Consider the following 17089-nt stretch of genomic DNA (forward strand, 5'->3'; position numbering starts at 1 on the left):
TCGATGACATCCACCACCGCACAGCCCCTGTCCCGCCGGCGCGCCGCCCTCGCCGCGGCGGGGCGCCTCGCCGCGGCGCTCGCGGCGGGCGCGCTCGCCGCCGGGTGCGGCGCCGCAGGCGACGACGCGACCTCCGGCAAGCGCCTGACGCTCGCGACGCAGGTCGCGCCCGAGGCGGCGTCGGTCGCGCCGTTCACGAACGCGCTCGGCTGGACCATCACGCTGTCGAAGGCGCACCTGTCGATCGGGTCGCTCCACTACTTCGAAGGCGCCCCGTTCACGGCGCGGCGGCCCTCGCCGGGAGGCGCCCCCTCGCTGCTCGAGCGGCTCGCCCGGTGGGCCGTGCCCGAGGCGCACGCGCACCCGGGCCACTACCAGGCCGGCGAGGCGAGGGGCCAGATGACGCAGCCGACGTCGGTCGACCTGCTGCTGGGGACGACGGCGCTCGCGGACGCGGACGCCGTGAGCGGCGTCGCGCGATCCGCGCGCTTCACGTTCGGCGCGCCGCCCTCGGGCCCGCTCGCCGCGGCGCTCGACGGGCACGTCGTCGCCGTCGAGGGCCGCGCCGAGAAGGGGGAGCTCGCGCGGGTGTTCCGCGCGCGCGCGCTGGTCGCCGACGTCCTCGACGACGCGACCGGCGAGCCGTCGGTGGAGGGGTGCGTGTTCGAGGAGGTCTTCCTCGACGGGCCCGGCGTCGTCACGCTCGTCGTGAAGCCGGCGGTCTGGCTCGATCAGGTCGACTTCGAGGCCGTCGCCGCGAGCGACGACGGCGCGCCGGTCGACCTCGAGCCCGAGAGCCAGGCCCAGCGCGGCTTCACGCGGGGCCTCAAGAAGGGGACGGCCTACGCGCTCTCGTTCGCGCCCGGCTCCCCGGAGGAGAAGGAATGACGATGAAGATCACGAAAGGACTGTGGGTCACGGCGGCGATGCTCGCCGGGGCGGCGCTCGCCGGCTGCGGCGACGACGGCGCGTCGGGGACCGGGAACGTGGCGTTCTCGACGTGGGGAGAGGACTACATCGAGCAGGAGATCCCGGCCGCCGATCTCGCGGACGGCTGGAGCATCCAGTACGAGAAGTTCCTGTTCGTCGTCCGGAACGTCACCATCGCCGATCGCGAGGGGAACGTCGGAGCGCGCACGCAGGGCTCGATCCTGTTCGACCACACGAAGGCCGGCGCGAAGCCGGTGGTGGCCTTCGACGACCTCGAGGCGAAGCCCTGGGAGGCCGTCTCCTACGAGATCGGCCCGGTGGACGCGGACACCGCGCTCGAGGGCGCGACGGAGGAGGACAAGGCGCTCATGCTCGCGGCGGGAGCGTCCGTGCACATCGAGGCGATCGCGCGGAAGGGCGGCGACGGCGGCGAGGTCGAGAAGCGCCTCGACTGGACCTTCTCGCTCGCGACGCGCTACGCCGACTGCAAGGGCGACAAGGCCGGCAAGGAGACCGAGGGCGTCCTCGTCACGAACGGCGGCACCGACGACGTGGAGCTCACCATCCACGGCGACCACTTCTTCTACGACGACCTCCAGGCCGCGACCGCCGCGCGCCGGTTCGCGCCCATCGCCGCCGCGGACGCCGACGACGACGGGGCCGTCACCCTGGAGGAGCTCGCCGCGGTGCGCCTCGTCGAGATCGAGGAGGGCACCTACGGGACGGGCAGCGCCGGAGACATCAATGATCTCGGGGCGTTCGTCGCGGCGCTCTCGCGCACGATCGGGCACTTCCGCGGCGAGGGCGAGTGCGTCTCTGTCGACCCGTGACGGGGCCGGCGGCGCGCTCGCCCGCGGCGATCACTCGATCCCGACCGCCGTCGTGACGTCCTGGAGCTCGCCCCCGTCGAACGCCGGGACCCGCGCGGAGCCGAGCAGCATCTGCACGCAGCTCCCGGCCGGGGTCATCGCGACCAGCGGCTCGATCGCGACGCGCTGCACGGCGCCCGCCGGGTTGAAGAACACCCGCGCCGTCACCGCCTTCGGACCCGCCTTGCCCTTGCAGTGGATCCGCGCGGTCGCGCCCTTCGCTTGCAGCGCCGCGTGGGCCGCGCCGCGATCGAACGGCCTCGCCGCGCTCGGCTGCGCCGCCGCGACCGCCGTCGCCGCCGGCGCGGTGCCCTCGCGCGTGGGGCGCGGGGACCTCGGCGCGGGCGCCGGCGCCTGAGCGTCGCGAGGGCCAGGCGACGGCCGCCGCTCGCCCGCGCCGCTCGTGTCGTTCGCGTCGCCCGCCAGCGCCGGCGAGCGCGCGTCACCGCCGCGGCCCGGGCTGACCACCGTCGGGTGCGCCGGCACCGGCAGGCGCTGCACCTGGCGGACGTCGCTCTGCGCGCGGCCGGCGTAAAAGGCGATCGCCGCCATCGCGAAGCCGCCGGCCAGGCCGCACGCGAGGAGCAGCGGCCCCCGCCGCGCGGGCCTGGGAGGGGCCTCCGGCGGCGCGCTGCTCGCCAGGACGGGCGCGGGGGTGGACGGCGCGCGCGCGCCGGCGGGCGACGACGGCGCGCGCCGCGCGTCCGAGGCCATCTCGGTCGGTCCGGTCATCGACAGGCCCGAGGCAGGCCCCGCCGGGGTGAGCGCCGCCGCGGCGCTGAACGGCGCCACCGAGATCGCGCCGCCGGCGGCGCGCACGCTGCGCGGATCGAGCGGATTGACGAAGAGCGCCGGGCCGAGCGCGTCGAAGGCCTCCTGCGCCGTCTGGAAGCGCTGCGACGGCTCCCGCGCGACGCAGCGCGCGAACCAGGCGTCGAACGGGTGCACGATACAGCCGGCGCGCCCGAGCGCGGTCGCGCGCACCGACGCCGGGTCGATCGCCTCGAAGAGGATCTCGCGGAGCAGCACCGGCATCGCGGTGCCCATCGGGTCGTTCGCGGCGCGCCAGTACATGCGCCCGGTGAGCAGCGCGAACGCGATCAGCCCGAGCGCCCACACGTCGGTCGCCGGCGAGATCTGCCCGCGCGGATCGGACTGCTCGGGCGCCATCCAGAGGGGCGTGCCGAGCGACGCGGTCGCCATCGTGCTGGCCTCCGCGGCGATCTTCGCGATGCCGAAGTCGAGGACCTTGACCGACCAGCGCGCCGTCGCGCTCTGCGTCTTCGCGAGGAACACGTTCTGCGGCTTCATGTCCCGGTGGACCACGCCCGCCCGGTGGGCGGCGCCGAGCGCGTGGCAGACCTGCCGGAAGATCTCGTGCACGTCCTGCGGCGAGAGCAGCCCGCTGCGCCTCATCCGCTGCGAGAGATCCTCCCCCTCGAGCAGCTCCATCGCGAGCCAGGGCACGCCGCTGGCCGTGTCCACGCCGGCGCCGATCACCTGCACGACGTGATCGCTCTCCACCAGCGCGCCGACGCGCGCCTCCTGCTCGAAGCGCTCGCGCAGCCGGGCGTCCGCGCAGAGCTGCGGGTGCATGAGCTTGAGCGCCCGCAGCTTGCCAGTGCTCGCCTGCTCGGCGATGTACACGGCGCCCATGCCCCCGGCGCTGAGGGGCCGAACGATCCGGAACTCGCCGAAGAGCATCCCGACCGCCGGCTGGAACGGCGCGACCATGGCGGGCGATGCTAGCATGGTGGCCGTCGCGGGGGTGTCGGGGCTCACGGGCGCGGCGCACGGCGCGTCTCGCTGCCTCGTTATGCGTGTGCGCCGTCGGCGCTGCCTGCGCTGCGCGCGCGCGGCGGGAGCGACGCGACGAGGCGCTCGATCCCGATCCGGCCCGCGACGAGCGCGCCCGTCGCCGCGGCGCGGAGCGCGTCGCCCGCCGGCTGGGCTCTGCCGGCGAAGTGCCGGACGCCGAAGCGCAGGAACGACGGCTCGCCGAGGAGGTAACGCTCGACGCGCTCCCGCGGCGCGCCGTAGAAGGCGCGCATCACCCGGCGCCGGAAGCGCAGGTCGAGGCCCAGCAGCGATCGCTCGACGCGCCGGCCCCAGTCGTGGAACCCGAGATCGCGGGCGTCGATCTTCTCGGCGAGGTACTCGCCCGCGAGGGCCCCGTACGCGATCGCCTGGGCGATCCCCTCTCCCAGCATCGGATCGATGCCCGCGGCCTCGCCGACGAGCAGGGCGGCGGGCCGCGCGATCACGGCCCGCCGGTCGAGGCCTCGCTCGGCGAAGCGCTTTCGCCGGTAGCGGTCCGGGTCGAGGCCGAGCGCCTCGAGCCTGCTCCGGAGCACGCGCTCGGCGTCGGGCGCGGGGCGCGCCACGCCGAGCGCGCCCTCGTGCAGCACGTAGGCCCCCCGGCAGACGAGCTCGCGCCCGTCGACGATCGTGGGGAAGTCCCACAGATAGCCGGCGAACGAGCGATCCCGCATCTCGAAGTGCAGGAGGTCGCGCGCCCGGTCCGCCGCGACGGGCTCGGTGTCGACCTCGACGGCCTGCGCGCGCAGCCTGCCGAACGGCAGCCCCATCGCGCGGCGGACGACGCTGCCGACGCCGTCCGCGCCGACGACGACGCGGCCGTCGAACACCCCGGCCGCGCTCTCGACGCGGGCGCCGTCCTCGCTCAGCGCGGCGCCGGTCACCCGCGCCCCCTCCACGATCCGGACGCCCCGCGCCCGCGCGGCGAGCGCGAGCGCGCGATCGAACTCGGCGCGCCGGACGACGCGGCCGATGTTGCCCTCGCGGAGCGCGACCTCGCCGGCCTGGAAGGCCGCGCTGATGCCGTGCACCACGACCGAGGGCACGTCGATCGTCACCCCGATCGACGAGAGCGCCCTGTCCGCTCGCTCGCCGAGGCCGCCTGCGCAGGACTTGTCCCGCGGGTAGCGCTCCTTTTCGAGCACCACGATCCTGTCGGCGAGGGCCGGGCGATGGTGGGCGAGGAAGAGCGCCGTGCTCACGCCCGCCGGCCCGCCTCCGACGATCACGACTTCATGCGCCGCCATGCGGGGGCCGCTCTAGCACGGCGCCCCCGTCGGCGGGCTCACCGCCGCTCGTACAGGGGCACCTGCGTCCGGTAGGGGAAGAGGTACACGCTCTTGCCCGCGAGGTCCGGGTGGCTCGCGGCCAGCTCGCGGACCTCGTTCAGGACCGCATAACGCTCCTGCAGGGGGAGCGCCGAGATGTAGCTGATCGACGCGACGCGCTCGAGGAGCCCATCGAGGTCGAGCTCCTGCGTATGGGTGAACTCGTGCTCTCCGAGCGGCGCGAAGAGGCGGGAGTCGGAGAACGTCCGGCGCCAGGCGCCGAACCTGTGTATCGGAGCATCCCGGCCGTGGCGGTCGAGGATGTGGGAGATGCGGGCGACCCAGTCGACGCGCTCATCGCGCAGGTTGAAGAGCAGGGAGAGGCGCCCTCTCGGCCGGAGCACGCGGTGGATCTCGGCGAGCGCGAGATCACCGTGAAACCAGTGGAACGACTGCGCGGCGACCGCGGCGTCGACCGATGTCTCGGGCAAGGGGATGGCCTCGGCGACCCCATCGAGCGGGATGGCGGACGGGACCATCTGGCCCAGCTTGCGGCGCATCCCCTCGACCGGCTCGAGCGCGAGCAGCCGCGCGCCCGTGGGCACCAGGAGGCGCGTGAGCTTGCCGGTGCCGGCGCCGAGATCGAGCACCGTGCTCGTCGCGTCGATGCGGAGCGTGTCGCGCAGGAGCTCGATCGCGCCGCGCGGGTAGTCCGGGCGCCCCTTCTCGTAAGCATCCGCTGCAGTCGCGTAGCCCTGTGCAGCGAGGCGATGGAGAGTCATGGGCTGCATCCGCTCCGAGTTAAGGAGGATCTCGCGCAGCGCCGGAGGGACCACCCACCCCGACGGCCCGTCGAGAGAGGCTACGCAACCGGGAGCCGCGTTGGAAGCGGGTTGTCGCTCAAAATGCGCATCACGTTCTCTCGAAGCACCTTGGCGATCACACGCTCGCTCAAGCCAGCTCGCAGCAGCGCATCCGTCAAGAGCGGAAGATGGGCCGCATCACGCAGCTCACGAGTGGGAATGATGAAACCGTCCCAATCGGATCCGAGCGCTGGCGTGTCCTCGCCGGCAACGTTGATGATGTGCACGAGGTGCTTGACGACGGGCGCGAGCCCGTTTCCGCCTAGATAAAGCGGACAAAAGATGATCCCCGCGCACCCGCCGCGATCGGCGAGCGCGCGGAGCTGTTCGTCATCGATGTTGCGCCAGTGATCGAACGCGCCGGCGATACCCGTGTGGCTGACCATGGGTGGGCGGCGGGCGAGCGCGCATGCGTCGAGGAAGCCTGCCCGGTTGATGTGCGCGAGATCGACGATGACGCCGAGGTCCTCGGCGAGGCGCACGACGTCGCGGCCGAAGGCGGTGAGGCCTTCACCATCCCTGCGGCCGCTGCCGTAGGCGGGATAACACGCCTCGTTGGCGCTGAAGTGGCAGAGCCCGAGGTAGCGCACGCCGCGCCGCGCGAAGCGAGCGAGGGTGTCGAGGTCGCCTTCGAGCGCGTGCGCCCCCTCGACGCCGAGCAGCGCCGCGACGGCGCCGCGGGCCCTCGCCGCCTCGATGTCCTCGGCCGTGAGCGCCTTCACGAGGCGGCCGGGCCGCGCGCGGACGGCCTGCTCCAGCAGATCGATCTGCTCCTCGACGACGGCGGCGAGCCCGCGCCGCTGCCCGATGGGCAGCGAGACCAGCCCGAAGAACTGCGCGCCGACGCCGCCCTCGCGGAGCCGCGGGACGTCGACGTGCCCGCCGAGGGCCGCGAGCGGCAGCGGCGGCTCGTGCCGCTCCTGCAGATCGTAACCGACCCAGCGCGCCCACATGAGGCTGTCGGCGTGGAGATCGATGGCGGGGTACTGCGCGTGCAGGGCGCGGGCTTCGGGTGTTCCGTGCATGGAGGGAAGGCTAGTCGACCCGAGGCGGCCGGTCGCGCGCCGGGCGACGAGGGCTCAGGGGCTCGCCAGCTTGAGGCCGAGGATGGACACAACGAGCAGCGCGAGGAAGCCGAGCCTCGCGGCCGTGGCGGGCTCGCCGAACAGGAGGATGCCCGCGATCGCCGCCCCGAACGCGCCGATGCCGACCCAGACGGCGTACGCCGTGCCGATGGGCAAGGTCCGCGAGGCGATCTCGAGGAGCGCGATGCTCGTGATGATCGCGCCGACCGTGAGCGCCGTTGGCAACGGGCGCGTGAAGCCGTGTGTGTATTTGAGACCGATAGCCCAGCAGACCTCGAGCAGGCCTGCCAGGAGCAACGCCAGCCAGGACATGACGACTCTCCTCGTGATGCGGCTGCGTCGTCTTATCCTGACCGGGTACGGCGCGTCTCGTCCGGGACGCTCTGTCTGAAGGAGCGCCGCGGGGAACCTAGCAGCGGCGACGGCCTGCGCAACAGGCAGCCAGCCGGCGCCGCGCCGCGTCGCGAGGCCGCGCCGTCGCCGCCGCTCCCGCTCCGCTGCGCGGGGCGGCGCGGTAGGGGTGGACCACGCCGCGGCGCCTCGATCGCGCTCTCCTGGAGCTCGCTGCTCGATCTACTTCTCGATTACTCCTCGATTACTCCTCGATTTGCTCCTCGATTCCCCCCTCGTCCGGGAGCATCGAGAAGCTGCCCCCCGCCTGGCTGATCAGCGCGGCGGCGAGCTCGTTGATGTACTCCTCTATCGCGGTGTATCCGGACGGCATCACCTTGGTGTGGTCGCTCGCGTTCGATGAGCTGAGGCCGTGCGCCCGCTCCCACGCGTCCGCCATGCCGTCGCGGTCGGCGTCTGCGGGGGCCGACCCCGGGCTGAGACCCTCCATCAGGTTGCTCACGTAGCGGGCGCCCCACGAGCCGTCGCGGCGCTCCATGTTCTTGAAGACGCCCTTCGTCACCACGTCGCGCGGCAGCGAGCCCGCCTGCGCGGCGACGAGCCGAGCCGCGTCCTGCGCGCGTTGCGTCGTCACCGGGATGTACCCCGGGACATCCCGCGTGAAATTGAACTGCGTCGCCGAGCGGTACGACTCGGGTTTGTTGAGCCTGCTGAAGCTCGGGTGGAGGTACGGCTGCTTCCAGGGGTTCTCGACGGTGCCCGTGAACTTCCCGGGATCGTCGATGTAGTTGTCGCCGAGGAAGTACTTGAGCCCCGCGCCGGCGCTGCCGTCGAAGTAGAACGGGATCAGCTGATCGCTGGGCCCCTTGATGTAGGTGTTGCCCACGATGTTGAACTGGCCGCTCGCCCGGTTGTGGTGCACGAAGCCGTGCCTCACGTTGTAGGCCACGTTGTTGCGGATGTCGGCCGGGCCGTTCGCGACCGCGGGACAACGCGCCTTGTGATGGGCGAACAGGTTGTGGTGGAGCGTGATCCGGTGGCCATCAGGGCCGTTGATGAGACCGTAATTATGCATCCCCTCTGGATGCCCCTTGGTCGCCGACGATTCGATGGTGGACCACTGGACCGTGACGTCATCTGCCTCATAGAGGTCCACGGTCTCGTCGACGCCCCAGGCGATCGACATGTGATCCAGCATCACCTTCGAGTTCCGCGAGATCTGCGTCGCGTCGAACTGCTCTCCGGCCGAGCCGTCGTGCACGGGCCGGACTCGCAAGAACCGTGCAATGATGTTGTTGACCGCGGTGGAGTACCTGGCGGTCAAGCGACCGCGGATGGTGATGCCCGCGCCGGGCGCCGTCTGGCCCGCGATCGTCACGTCGCCGTTCCGGATGACGACATCCCCTTCGATCACGCCGCTCACGTCGAAGACGATGATACGAGGCCCGCTCGCGTCGAGGGCCGCCTGGAGGCTCCCCGACCCGCTCGTGCGCAGGTTGGTGACCTTGATGACGCGCCCGCCGCGCCCGCCGGTCGCGACGGCGCCAAAGCCCTCTGCCCCCGGAAACGACGGGAGCGCGCTGGCTGGAGCCGATATCGCCGTGAGCGCAGAGACCGCGGCGATCGCGCCCCCGAAGCGGCGGAGCCCCTGTGCGCCGATGGAAGAGCAAGTAGGAAGGAATGCCATGTGTCTCGTTCCCCTTTCGTACGTATCGGCGCCGAACAAGACCGGATCGAACAAGGAAGCCCAGGGTGGGCGCGGCGCTGGGCGCGACGATGTGCCCTGATGAAGCAGGGCGACGCGGCGCAGCGGCGCGATGGGCCCGCCCTCGGCTGCCTGGCGCAGGAGGTCTTGAACGGCGCTCTTCACCGCAAGCCGTACTGTGATGACCCTACAGGACTCGATTCACCGATGGCAATCATCAATTGCCAATCTGTGCGACAGGGCACATCAAAATCGATCTGAAAATTCCATATCGCCAGATGAAGCGATGCTGGTTATCCTGCACGAGCAGCGCACGAGCGGGCTCATGTCATCGCGAGGCGCGCCCGCCCGCCGGGCGCGCCGAGAAGGGGAATCGTTCGACGCTCGCCCATCGCCGTCGCGGTCGAGCGCGATGCGCTCCCCGAGGTGCGTTCAGGTCACGCGGGGCGACGTCCGCAGGCGATTGCTGGTCTTTCTGGTCTGGCTCCGGGCAATCGCTCATAAAGGCCGATTCTGACCGGTCGTTCGGACCTTCTCGGCATGAGGCGCCGGCGACGATCAGAGCTCGACGGGCAGGCGGACGCCCACGAATCCGAGGCAGAGATCCCACGTGAAGAGCCGAACGAACGAGACGCCGAGGCGCCGGCGATTGACCGGCTCGAACCCCGGCATCACGTCTCTATGCCAGACGCAACTCACGGATCCTGCGCTGAAGGGCCCGCTTGGAGACCATGAGGCGCTCCACCATCGCGTCGATGTGTCCACCGCACTCCGCGTAGCAGCGGGCGACCTCGTCCGGCGCAAGATGGCTCGCCTGGCGGACCTGCGGGCAGCTCTCCACGAGCGCATAGAGCGACGTCCGCGAGACCCCGAGCTGCTCGGCGGCGGCCTTGAAATCCCACCGGCTCCGGCGGAGCGCGTCGATCAGCTCCTCTTCCCGCACGTCGGAGGGCTTGCGCCAGCCCGCGCCCTTCCCCGAGCCCGAGCTCGCCCGCGCCGCCGTGGCGGTCTCCGGCCGCGCCGATCTCGCCGCAGCCGCGCGATCGCCGTCGGCGTGGCTCCGCTGCTCCGGGGCTGCCCGCTGGAGCAGGTGCTCGAGCGCCGGCGCCCCCTCCAGATGCGCCGCGCCCTGGCTCCCCACGACCAGCTGCCGCGCCACGTTCCGGAGCTGACGGATGTTCCCCGGCCAGTCGTACCGCGCGAGCCGGGCCACCACGGACGCCGGCAACCACGGGGCGCCGTCGGGCCGCGGCGCGTCGAGCCGATGCGCATCACCCGAGGCCGCCAGCTCCTCGCGCAGGAAGTGGAGGAGCAGGCGCCCGAGATCGTCTCGGCGATCGCGGAGCGGAGGGAGCGAGATCTCGTAACCGGCCAGGCGGTGGAGCAGCGGAGCGCGAAAAGCCCCCTCCGCCACCTTGGCCTCCAGATCGGCGTCCGTGGCGGTGATCAGCCGAATGCGCGTCTTCTTCGGCTGCTGGGCGCCCACCGCCTGGATCTCGCCCGTCTCGAGGGCCCTGAGGAGCATCGCCTGCACGTCGGGCGGCGCTTCGCCGATCTCGTCGAGGAACAGCGTCCCTCCCTCGGCCGAGCCGAAGTAACCGGGGCGGTCGCGCAGGGCGCCGGTATACGATCCGCGCTCGGCGCCGAAGAGCTCCGCGGCCGCCAGCAACGGAGGGATCGCCGCCATGTTGACGGCCACGAAGGGCTGATTGCGCCGGCTGCCGGCCTGGTGGATCGCCCTCGCGGCGAGCTCCTTTCCCGTGCCCGTCTCGCCGCGGAGGAGCACCGCAGCCCCGAGGTCGGCGACGCGGCGGATATGCCACCGCGTCCGCTCCAGAAGGTCGCTATCGCCAACCAGGCCGAGGCGCTCCCCCGGCTCGCGCGGGGACGGATCGACCATGTGGAGCAGCAGGACGACGCGACTGGCGAGCTCGATAACGATCCCCCGCGTCACCTCGCCGAGCGAGAAATCGCGGCTCCCCTCCAGCGGGGCGCCGTCGACCGCGACGTGGGAGCCGCGCTCCGCCGCGTCCAGCCGGATCCGGTCGTCGGGCAGCGCGATGATGCGCAGGGGTTTGCGGCTCAGGTGGGTATCCCCGAGCGGCGCATCGGCGATCGCACCCGGTGGACCGAAGTACGGCTCCATGCGCGACAGCGCGACCGCATCGCGAAGCGCGAGGTCTGCGAGGACGGCGCGCTCACCGATGCGCTCGAGACGAGGATGGTAGAGGACGGACAGGGACGGAGCGAGGCGCGGGCATGCCCGCCGTGAGGGGCTCGTGTCGGGGTGCAGCGTCGTCGCGTTCGCGATCGTGGTGAGCCCTGTTCGCTCGGTCACCATGGGGTGGGGAGGATACGCGCCCACCGAAAAGACTTGCAAGCTCAGCGGAGCCGGCGTTCGGTCCCTCCACGCTCCTCACGCCACGCGCGACGCGCACATTCGAGCACACCGAGCCGCTTTGGCGCCGTCGTCGCCTGGGCGCGGACACCGTAACGCCAGTTGACACGATGTGCGCTCACGCGTAGTAGTTTTCCTTTGTGAAGGGCCAAACGGTCGGCGGGAGATACGCGCTCCGGCGTGAGATCGGCCGCGGCGGCATGGGCATCGTCTGGGAGGCCTTCGATCAGATGCTCCGCCGGCCGGTGGCGCTGAAGCGGATGATGCCCGAGAACGTCGTCTCCTTCGACGCAAGGCGCAGCTTCGAGCAGGAGGCGACGACCGTCGCTCGTCTCCGCAACGAGCACATCGTCCAAGTCCACGACTACGGAATCGATGAGGGTTCTCCCTATATCGTCATGGAGCTGCTCGAGGGCGAAGACCTCGAGAGCCGGCTCCGCCGCACGCGCCAGCTCCCGGCGGCGGCCGTGCTGTCATTGCTCCGGCAGCTCAGCTCGGGCCTCGAGGCAGCGAGCGCGGCAGGCATTGTCCACTGTGATCTCAAGCCCGCGAACGTCTTCCTCGCCCGGGGTGCGTCCGGCGAGTCCGTGAAGATCCTCGATTTCGGGGTGGGCTGGCGGCTGTTCGATGCGCGTGACTGGAGCGGTACGCGCATCGGAACCCCCGCGTACATGAGCCCGGAGCAGGTCCGCGGCGCCGTTCCCCACCCCCTGGCCGACCTCTGGTCGCTCGGCGTCATCGCGTACCGCGCGCTCACTGGCCACTTTCCGTTCTCAACAGACAACCTGCCAGGGCTCATCGTCAGCATCTGCACCGATCCGTTCCCGCCGCCCTCGTCGCTCGACGCCGCCTTGCTCCCCGGGTTCGATCGATTCTTCGAGCGCGCCCTGGCAAAGGACCGGACCCGGAGATTCCAGTCGTCCCGCGAGCTCATCACGGCGTTCGCCGCGGTGTGCGACGCGGGGAGCAAGCCCGCCAAGGTCCTCATCGTCGATGACGAGCCCGACATGCAGCTCCTGCTGAAGATGCATTTTCGGCAGAACAAGAAGGGCTCCGCCTACGAGCTCATCTTCGCCGACAACGGCCAGCACGCCCTCGAGGAGCTCCGGCGACACCCGGACATCGATGTCGTCGTCACCGACATCAACATGCCCGTCATGGACGGGCTCACCCTGCTCGAGCACATCCCTGAGGTGAACCCGCTCGCGAGGACGGTGATCGTGTCCGCGTACGGCGACATGACCAACATCCGTCGCGCCATGAACCGGGGGGCGTTCGACTTCCTCTTCAAGCCGCTCGATTTCGTCGACCTCGAGACCACGCTGGAGAAGTCCCTCCGCGCCGCGGAGCAGCAGCGACAGAAAGCCCAGGCGAACGAGGAGAACGACATCCTGCGGAAGTTCACGAACTCTGCCCTGGTGGAGCGGCTCCGGGCGCTCGGGCCCGCGGGCGCAGCCGCGAGCGAGGCGCTGGAGGCGACCGTCGCGTTCGTCGATGTCTTCCGGTTCACCCGCGTGGCGCAGGAGCGGCCGCCCGCCGAGGCCACGCGGCTGCTCAACGCCAACTTCGAGGTGATCGTCCCGGAGCTCCTGGCGCAGGGAGGCATCGTCGACAAATTCGTGGGCGACGCCGTCATGGCGGTGTTCCACGGGCCGGAGCACCTCGACCGGGCGCTCTCGGCATGCGTCGCCGTGCGCGAGCAGCTCGAGACGGTCGCCCGGCGTACGGGGAACGACTCGCCTTACGCTCACGGGGTATGCGCGGGCGTCTCGACCGGCAGCGTCCTGGCGGCGGAGGTCGGCTCGCACGCCTGCGCGCGGCTCGGCTACACGGTGCTCGGGGAGGCCGTGAACGCCGCCTCCCACCTCGCGCGCGCAGCGCTGTCCGGGGAGATCCTCGTCGACGAGGCGGTCTGCCGGGCCGCCCGGCAGGAGTTCAAGTTCGAGAGCGCCGGCGCGCGGAGCATCTGGCCCAGGGGCGAATCGACGACCGTCTACAGGGTGGCGGGGCGCGACGTGGCGCGGCCGCTGCTCGAGGGGGAGCAGACGATCCAGATCTCCCTGGAGCCCGGGCCGGCGTAGGCGCCGCGCCGACATCATGTCGGCCGGCAGGGCGCCGCACGGCGCCGGCATGTCCGCCGGCGCGGCACCGGCACGGCGCCGAGACCTCGGCCGGCACGCCCGCCGACACGTCGGCCGACACGTCGGCCGACAGTTTGCCGCGCGCGCTCGACGGAACACCCGCGGCAGCCGTCCCATCCCGGCCTGGAAACGCTCGCATCCCCGCATATCGGCCGGGCGGCCGACATGCACGCATGGCTGGTACACGCCGTGCACTTCCTGTTCGCAGACGGTTCGGTTCCATCCCGAATCTCTCTTGACCGGATCGAGTGCCCTTCAAGACCAGCACGCGAGGGAATCATGACGATGACCATAGAGACAACGACAACTCCGCCCGGCGTCCTGTCCTTGCTCTATCACCTGAGGTACACGGGCCTCAGCGTGAACCAGGACAAGAACAAGGTGCTGAAAGACTTTGGCCTGAGCGCGACCGAGAAGAAGGTGTTCAGCAAGTGCGGCGACATGGGGCACCCCGACGACGGCTGCATCGCGAACGTCCTCTACCTCACGAAGGATGAGGTCAACGGGAGACTCTTCAAGATCACGAGCGACGAGGCGCCCGCCCCGTCGGCGGGCGGCGTGGTACGCAAGCCGGGTCTCCTGTCCTTTCTTTATCATCTTGTGCACACCGCGGAGGTCTACAATCGCTTCCACCCCGACGATGAAGCGCACAAGAACGAATCCAGGAGCTCGCTGATGAGCGAGTTCGAGCTGAGCGAGCGGCAGAAGAAGAAGCTCGACAACCACATCGCAAGGGGCCCGACCGACGACGGTTCGCTCGAGGCCCTGCTGGATCTCGCCGTTCCCGAGCTCAACGGCGACGCCTGGTACAAGGCCTGGTGAGCGGGTAGCCTCGAGCGCTGCTCGAAGGCCGACCGCGGCAGTCGGTGGTCATCACGCGGGCACGGCCCGGCAGGACGAGAGGTCGCTGCATGATCGTTCGGTCGATGGAGAAGACGCTGGAGCTCGTCGAGCCTCATGTCCCGCCGACGCTCGTGTCACCGCGAGACTGGCGCGCCTTCGGCCGCTGCGCCCCGGCCCTGCTGGACGCCGCCTCGGTCCTGACCCTCGAATGTCATCTGGGGGCGACCGCTTCGCGGATCGACTTTCTTGCCTGTATCCTGGCGGAAGGGAGAGAGATCCTCGCGTCTCGGCTCCCGCGCTCGCGCCGCGAAGATCCGGTCGCCCCCGGCGGCCTTCCGCCGGCGGAAGGCGCCGATCTGCTCCGGGGCCCTCCAGGGCGTCTCTTCGCCGCGTGGACCACGCCCGGCACCCTCCTGTTCGAGCAGGTTCCCCTGCTCTGGTTCGAGTTCGATCAGCCGGCCGCGCGTCGTGGTCCGGTCGAGCCGTCCGTGCTCCTCTGCCTGGATCCGAGGCCCCTCACGAACCTGGAGGCCCCGGAGGCAGAGCGCGACTTCAGCCCGAGCGGCCGGCTCCGGCTCGTCGAGGCGGCCCTCTCCGTGCTCCTCGATGGGCCCGTCCCGGCGGCGACCCAGGCCGCGCTGCTCCGCGGATTCTCCCTGTTGCCGGAAGGCGGCCACGTCGTTCATCTGTCCGTCATGAGCGCCAGGCAGCCTGCGACGCTCAAGCTCAACGTCTCGCTGCCGCGCGACCGGCTCACCGGTTACCTGCTCGGGGTGGGCTGGCCGGGCAACCCCGGTGAGGTGGAGGAGCTGCTGGAAACGCTGCGCGTCGAGGACGAGCGCGTCACGATCGACGTCACCCTCGGAGACAGCGTCGCTCCTCGGCTCGGGATCGAGCTCTTCGATCTCGCGACCCGGAAGCTGGACCCGGGCCGGAGCGCGACGCTCGAGCGGCTCTCGTCGCTCGGCATCTGCACGCCCTCGCAGCGCGACGCGCTCGCCGCGTGGCCCGGCTCCTCGCGCGAGCGCTGCCAGGAGGGCGAATGGCCGTCCCGCGTGCGCCGCTGGATCGACCTGAAGATCGTCCTCGGCCCGGATCGAGCTCTGTCGGCCAAAGCCTACCTTGGTGTCTTACGTTGCTTCTCCCTCGCCTGAGAACCGACATACACGCTGTATTCTGGAGCGTCGCACCATGAAACGCCCTTCGTCCTCCATCTACAGATCGATTTTGATGTTCCTGGCGGGCACGGCACACCTGTCGTGCACAGCGACAGCCCACCAGCCGAGGCCCTCTCCCCCGCCCTCCCCTCCTGAGAACACAGGCGCGTCCTCGCCGGTTGACGACGAGACATGCCGGACGGAGCTGTGGAGCAAGTTCCCGAGCTTCACCGACGAGCTGTGCTCCGCCCTCCCCCGAGACATCGATCCCGAGCTGCAAAAAGAAACCATAGGGAGGGGAAAATTCGCGGAAGGCAACCGTCTCTACGACATCCTGGCGTGGCAGTCCTTCATCGCGATGGCATGGCCGGTGACCGAGGACGGCCGCGCTCGGCCTCGCCTCGCGGATGATGGCGCACATGGGTGGGACACCTGGAAGAGCAGTTACGACATCTTCAAGCCGGACGGCAGCCCACCCGATGCCTGGAACCCTGCCGAGCAGCAGGCCAAGCGGAGCGCTCCGGACGCGAGCGTCCCGATAGACACCTCCCGTACGCTGCAGGACGACAGACAGGCCGATTCGTTCATCCTCTGGGACCAGAACGGCAACAAGGTGTATTACGAGGTGCTGTACAGCGAGCGTTTGTTCGAGTTCCTCAACGACAACAAGCTGTACAACGTCGATGGCCAGATCGCCTACAGCAAGGAACACTGCGCCACCTCCGGGGAAGACTGCACCAACCCCGACGCGCCCTGGGGCAACCCCGTAAAGAAGGATCAGACGCCCTCGATCGCGCTCAAGCTCGCGTGGAAGCTGCTGGACGAGAGCGAGCGTCACCTCGAGGGGCGCTTCATCCTCCGGAAGGCGTACGTCCGCACGGGCCCACGCCCGTCGCTGCGGACGTTCGGCCTCGTGGGCGCGAATGTCATGATCAAGACGCTCTCGGCCAAGAAGCAATGGGTCTGGGCTGCGTTCGAGCACATCGACAACGTCGATGTCAACCCGCTCGAGACGCACGATGGCAAGCCGCTCAAGCCCTCGTTCAACAATCCGGATTGCCCGCTGTGCCCCGTCAATGAGCCGCCGGAGAAGGGCGTCTGGCCGCCCTTGGAGGGTCCGTGGATCGGCCGCACGCAGGTGCACCGGCAGCAGCCGATCCCGGAGGACACAGCCGCCCTGAACAGCCAGGTCCAGGCTCAGCTCAAGAAGAACCGCTCTGCCCTGCAGTTCTACGAGCTCGTCGGCACGCAGTGGCCGACGGACGGCGGGGGCGAACCGTCACCGTCGGACAAGCTCCCCGATGCCATCGCGAACGAGTCCGGCGGCCGGCCGTACCGATCTTACCTCGTGAACACTGTCCTGGAGACCTACATGCAGAAAGGCAACACGGTCGCTGCCGAGGTGAACGGCGCGCTGCGCCCCGAGACGACCCGGATATTCCACACGTCGAGCTGCATGGGCTGCCACTCCGGCGCGAAGATCGCAAGGGGAAGGCCGCAGGATAAAATCACGTGGGGAGAGCGCGGCAGCGGTGATTTCTTGTGGAGCTTTGCGACGAAGGCCGCCAAGGCGGGCGCCGGGCAGGCCTCTGGAACGACGAGCGCGGCCGCGGCCGGCGCTCAGCCGAAGCAGCCGAAGTAGCTGCGCGCGAAGGGCGAGC

At 70.6% G+C, this 17089-nt stretch carries 14 protein-coding genes and 1 riboswitch; of the genes, 7 read left to right on the forward strand and 7 right to left on the reverse strand.

The window, feature by feature from the left end; all coding sequences use genetic code 11:
- Positions 1-3 precede the first annotated feature (3 nt).
- Positions 4-888: a hypothetical protein gene (locus tag WME95_RS32340; protein WP_437903211.1), complete on the forward strand. Its 885-nt coding sequence runs from the start codon at positions 4-6 to the stop codon at positions 886-888.
- A 2-nt stretch (positions 889-890) separates the two neighbouring features.
- Positions 891-1760, forward strand: coding sequence for a hypothetical protein (locus WME95_RS32345; protein ID WP_437903212.1), 870 nt, complete (start codon positions 891-893; stop codon positions 1758-1760).
- Positions 1761-1790: 30 nt separating this feature from the next.
- Here the strand turns inward: WME95_RS32345 and WME95_RS32350 are convergent, their stop codons facing one another.
- The 6 genes from WME95_RS32350 to WME95_RS32375 form a co-directional block, all read right to left on the reverse strand.
- On the reverse strand, positions 1791-3533 hold the full coding sequence (locus WME95_RS32350; RefSeq protein ID WP_437903213.1) for a serine/threonine-protein kinase: 1743 nt from the start codon (positions 3531-3533) through the stop codon (positions 1791-1793).
- A gap of 80 nt (positions 3534-3613) precedes the next feature.
- A complete protein-coding gene (locus WME95_RS32355) occupies positions 3614-4864 on the reverse strand; it encodes an NAD(P)/FAD-dependent oxidoreductase (protein ID WP_437903214.1) in 1251 nt (416 codons plus the stop codon).
- Positions 4865-4902: 38 nt separating this feature from the next.
- The gene (locus tag WME95_RS32360) at positions 4903-5667 is read right to left on the reverse strand and encodes a class I SAM-dependent methyltransferase (RefSeq protein WP_437903215.1); all 765 of its coding nucleotides are present in this window, start codon (positions 5665-5667) and stop codon (positions 4903-4905) included.
- 80 nt (positions 5668-5747) lie between these two features.
- Positions 5748-6773 (reverse strand): dipeptidase, encoded by a 1026-nt coding sequence (locus tag WME95_RS32365; protein ID WP_437542784.1) that lies wholly within the window; start codon positions 6771-6773, stop codon positions 5748-5750.
- A gap of 54 nt (positions 6774-6827) precedes the next feature.
- Positions 6828-7145, reverse strand: coding sequence for a quaternary ammonium compound efflux SMR transporter SugE (gene sugE / locus WME95_RS32370; protein ID WP_012238459.1), 318 nt, complete (start codon positions 7143-7145; stop codon positions 6828-6830).
- A gap of 21 nt (positions 7146-7166) precedes the next feature.
- Positions 7167-7235, reverse strand: a riboswitch (guanidine-III (ykkC-III) riboswitch).
- Between the two features lie 193 nt (positions 7236-7428).
- A complete protein-coding gene (locus tag WME95_RS32375) occupies positions 7429-8871 on the reverse strand; it encodes a pectate lyase family protein (protein WP_437903216.1) in 1443 nt (480 codons plus the stop codon).
- Between the two features lie 99 nt (positions 8872-8970).
- On the opposite strand from WME95_RS32375, the gene WME95_RS32380 reads away from it, so the two are divergent.
- Positions 8971-9150, forward strand: a complete 180-nt coding sequence (locus WME95_RS32380) for a hypothetical protein (protein ID WP_437903217.1) — start codon at positions 8971-8973, stop codon at positions 9148-9150.
- Positions 9151-9568: 418 nt separating this feature from the next.
- Here WME95_RS32380 and WME95_RS32385 read toward each other — a convergent pair whose 3' ends face one another.
- The gene (locus tag WME95_RS32385; RefSeq protein WP_437903218.1) at positions 9569-11230 is read right to left on the reverse strand and encodes a sigma 54-interacting transcriptional regulator; all 1662 of its coding nucleotides are present in this window, start codon (positions 11228-11230) and stop codon (positions 9569-9571) included.
- A 197-nt stretch (positions 11231-11427) separates the two neighbouring features.
- On the opposite strand from WME95_RS32385, the gene WME95_RS32390 reads away from it, so the two are divergent.
- The 4 genes from WME95_RS32390 to WME95_RS32405 all read left to right on the forward strand — a co-directional run bounded on the left by WME95_RS32390 (position 11428) and on the right by WME95_RS32405 (position 17070).
- Positions 11428-13368, forward strand: a complete 1941-nt coding sequence (locus WME95_RS32390) for a protein kinase domain-containing protein (RefSeq protein ID WP_437903219.1) — start codon at positions 11428-11430, stop codon at positions 13366-13368.
- Positions 13369-13713: 345 nt separating this feature from the next.
- Entirely contained in the window at positions 13714-14250 is a 537-nt protein-coding gene (locus WME95_RS32395) for a hypothetical protein (RefSeq protein WP_437903220.1), read from the forward strand.
- Between the two features lie 89 nt (positions 14251-14339).
- On the forward strand, positions 14340-15425 hold the full coding sequence (locus WME95_RS32400) for a hypothetical protein (RefSeq protein WP_437903221.1): 1086 nt from the start codon (positions 14340-14342) through the stop codon (positions 15423-15425).
- A gap of 37 nt (positions 15426-15462) precedes the next feature.
- Positions 15463-17070: a hypothetical protein gene (locus WME95_RS32405; protein ID WP_437903223.1), complete on the forward strand. Its 1608-nt coding sequence runs from the start codon at positions 15463-15465 to the stop codon at positions 17068-17070.
- Positions 17071-17089 lie beyond the last annotated feature (19 nt).

Origin of the sequence: Sorangium sp. So ce327, from assembly GCF_051530205.1 — a bacterium.
In the GTDB taxonomy this organism is placed as follows: domain Bacteria; phylum Myxococcota_A; class Polyangia; order Polyangiales; family Polyangiaceae; genus Sorangium; species Sorangium cellulosum_B.

Coding starts and splice junctions, on each gene's coding strand:
- WME95_RS32340 (WP_437903211.1), top strand. CDS start 4: ATGACATCCACCACCGCACAGCCCCTGTCCCGCCGGCGCGCCGCCCTC.
- WME95_RS32345 (WP_437903212.1), top strand. CDS start 891: ATGAAGATCACGAAAGGACTGTGGGTCACGGCGGCGATGCTCGCCGGG.
- WME95_RS32350 (WP_437903213.1), bottom strand. CDS start 3,533: ATGGTCGCGCCGTTCCAGCCGGCGGTCGGGATGCTCTTCGGCGAGTTC.
- WME95_RS32355 (WP_437903214.1), bottom strand. CDS start 4,864: ATGGCGGCGCATGAAGTCGTGATCGTCGGAGGCGGGCCGGCGGGCGTG.
- WME95_RS32360 (WP_437903215.1), bottom strand. CDS start 5,667: ATGACTCTCCATCGCCTCGCTGCACAGGGCTACGCGACTGCAGCGGAT.
- WME95_RS32365 (WP_437542784.1), bottom strand. CDS start 6,773: ATGCACGGAACACCCGAAGCCCGCGCCCTGCACGCGCAGTACCCCGCC.
- sugE (WP_012238459.1), bottom strand. CDS start 7,145: ATGTCCTGGCTGGCGTTGCTCCTGGCAGGCCTGCTCGAGGTCTGCTGG.
- WME95_RS32375 (WP_437903216.1), bottom strand. CDS start 8,871: ATGGCATTCCTTCCTACTTGCTCTTCCATCGGCGCACAGGGGCTCCGC.
- WME95_RS32380 (WP_437903217.1), top strand. CDS start 8,971: ATGAAGCAGGGCGACGCGGCGCAGCGGCGCGATGGGCCCGCCCTCGGC.
- WME95_RS32385 (WP_437903218.1), bottom strand. CDS start 11,230: ATGGTGACCGAGCGAACAGGGCTCACCACGATCGCGAACGCGACGACG.
- WME95_RS32395 (WP_437903220.1), top strand. CDS start 13,714: ATGACCATAGAGACAACGACAACTCCGCCCGGCGTCCTGTCCTTGCTC.
- WME95_RS32400 (WP_437903221.1), top strand. CDS start 14,340: ATGATCGTTCGGTCGATGGAGAAGACGCTGGAGCTCGTCGAGCCTCAT.
- WME95_RS32405 (WP_437903223.1), top strand. CDS start 15,463: ATGAAACGCCCTTCGTCCTCCATCTACAGATCGATTTTGATGTTCCTG.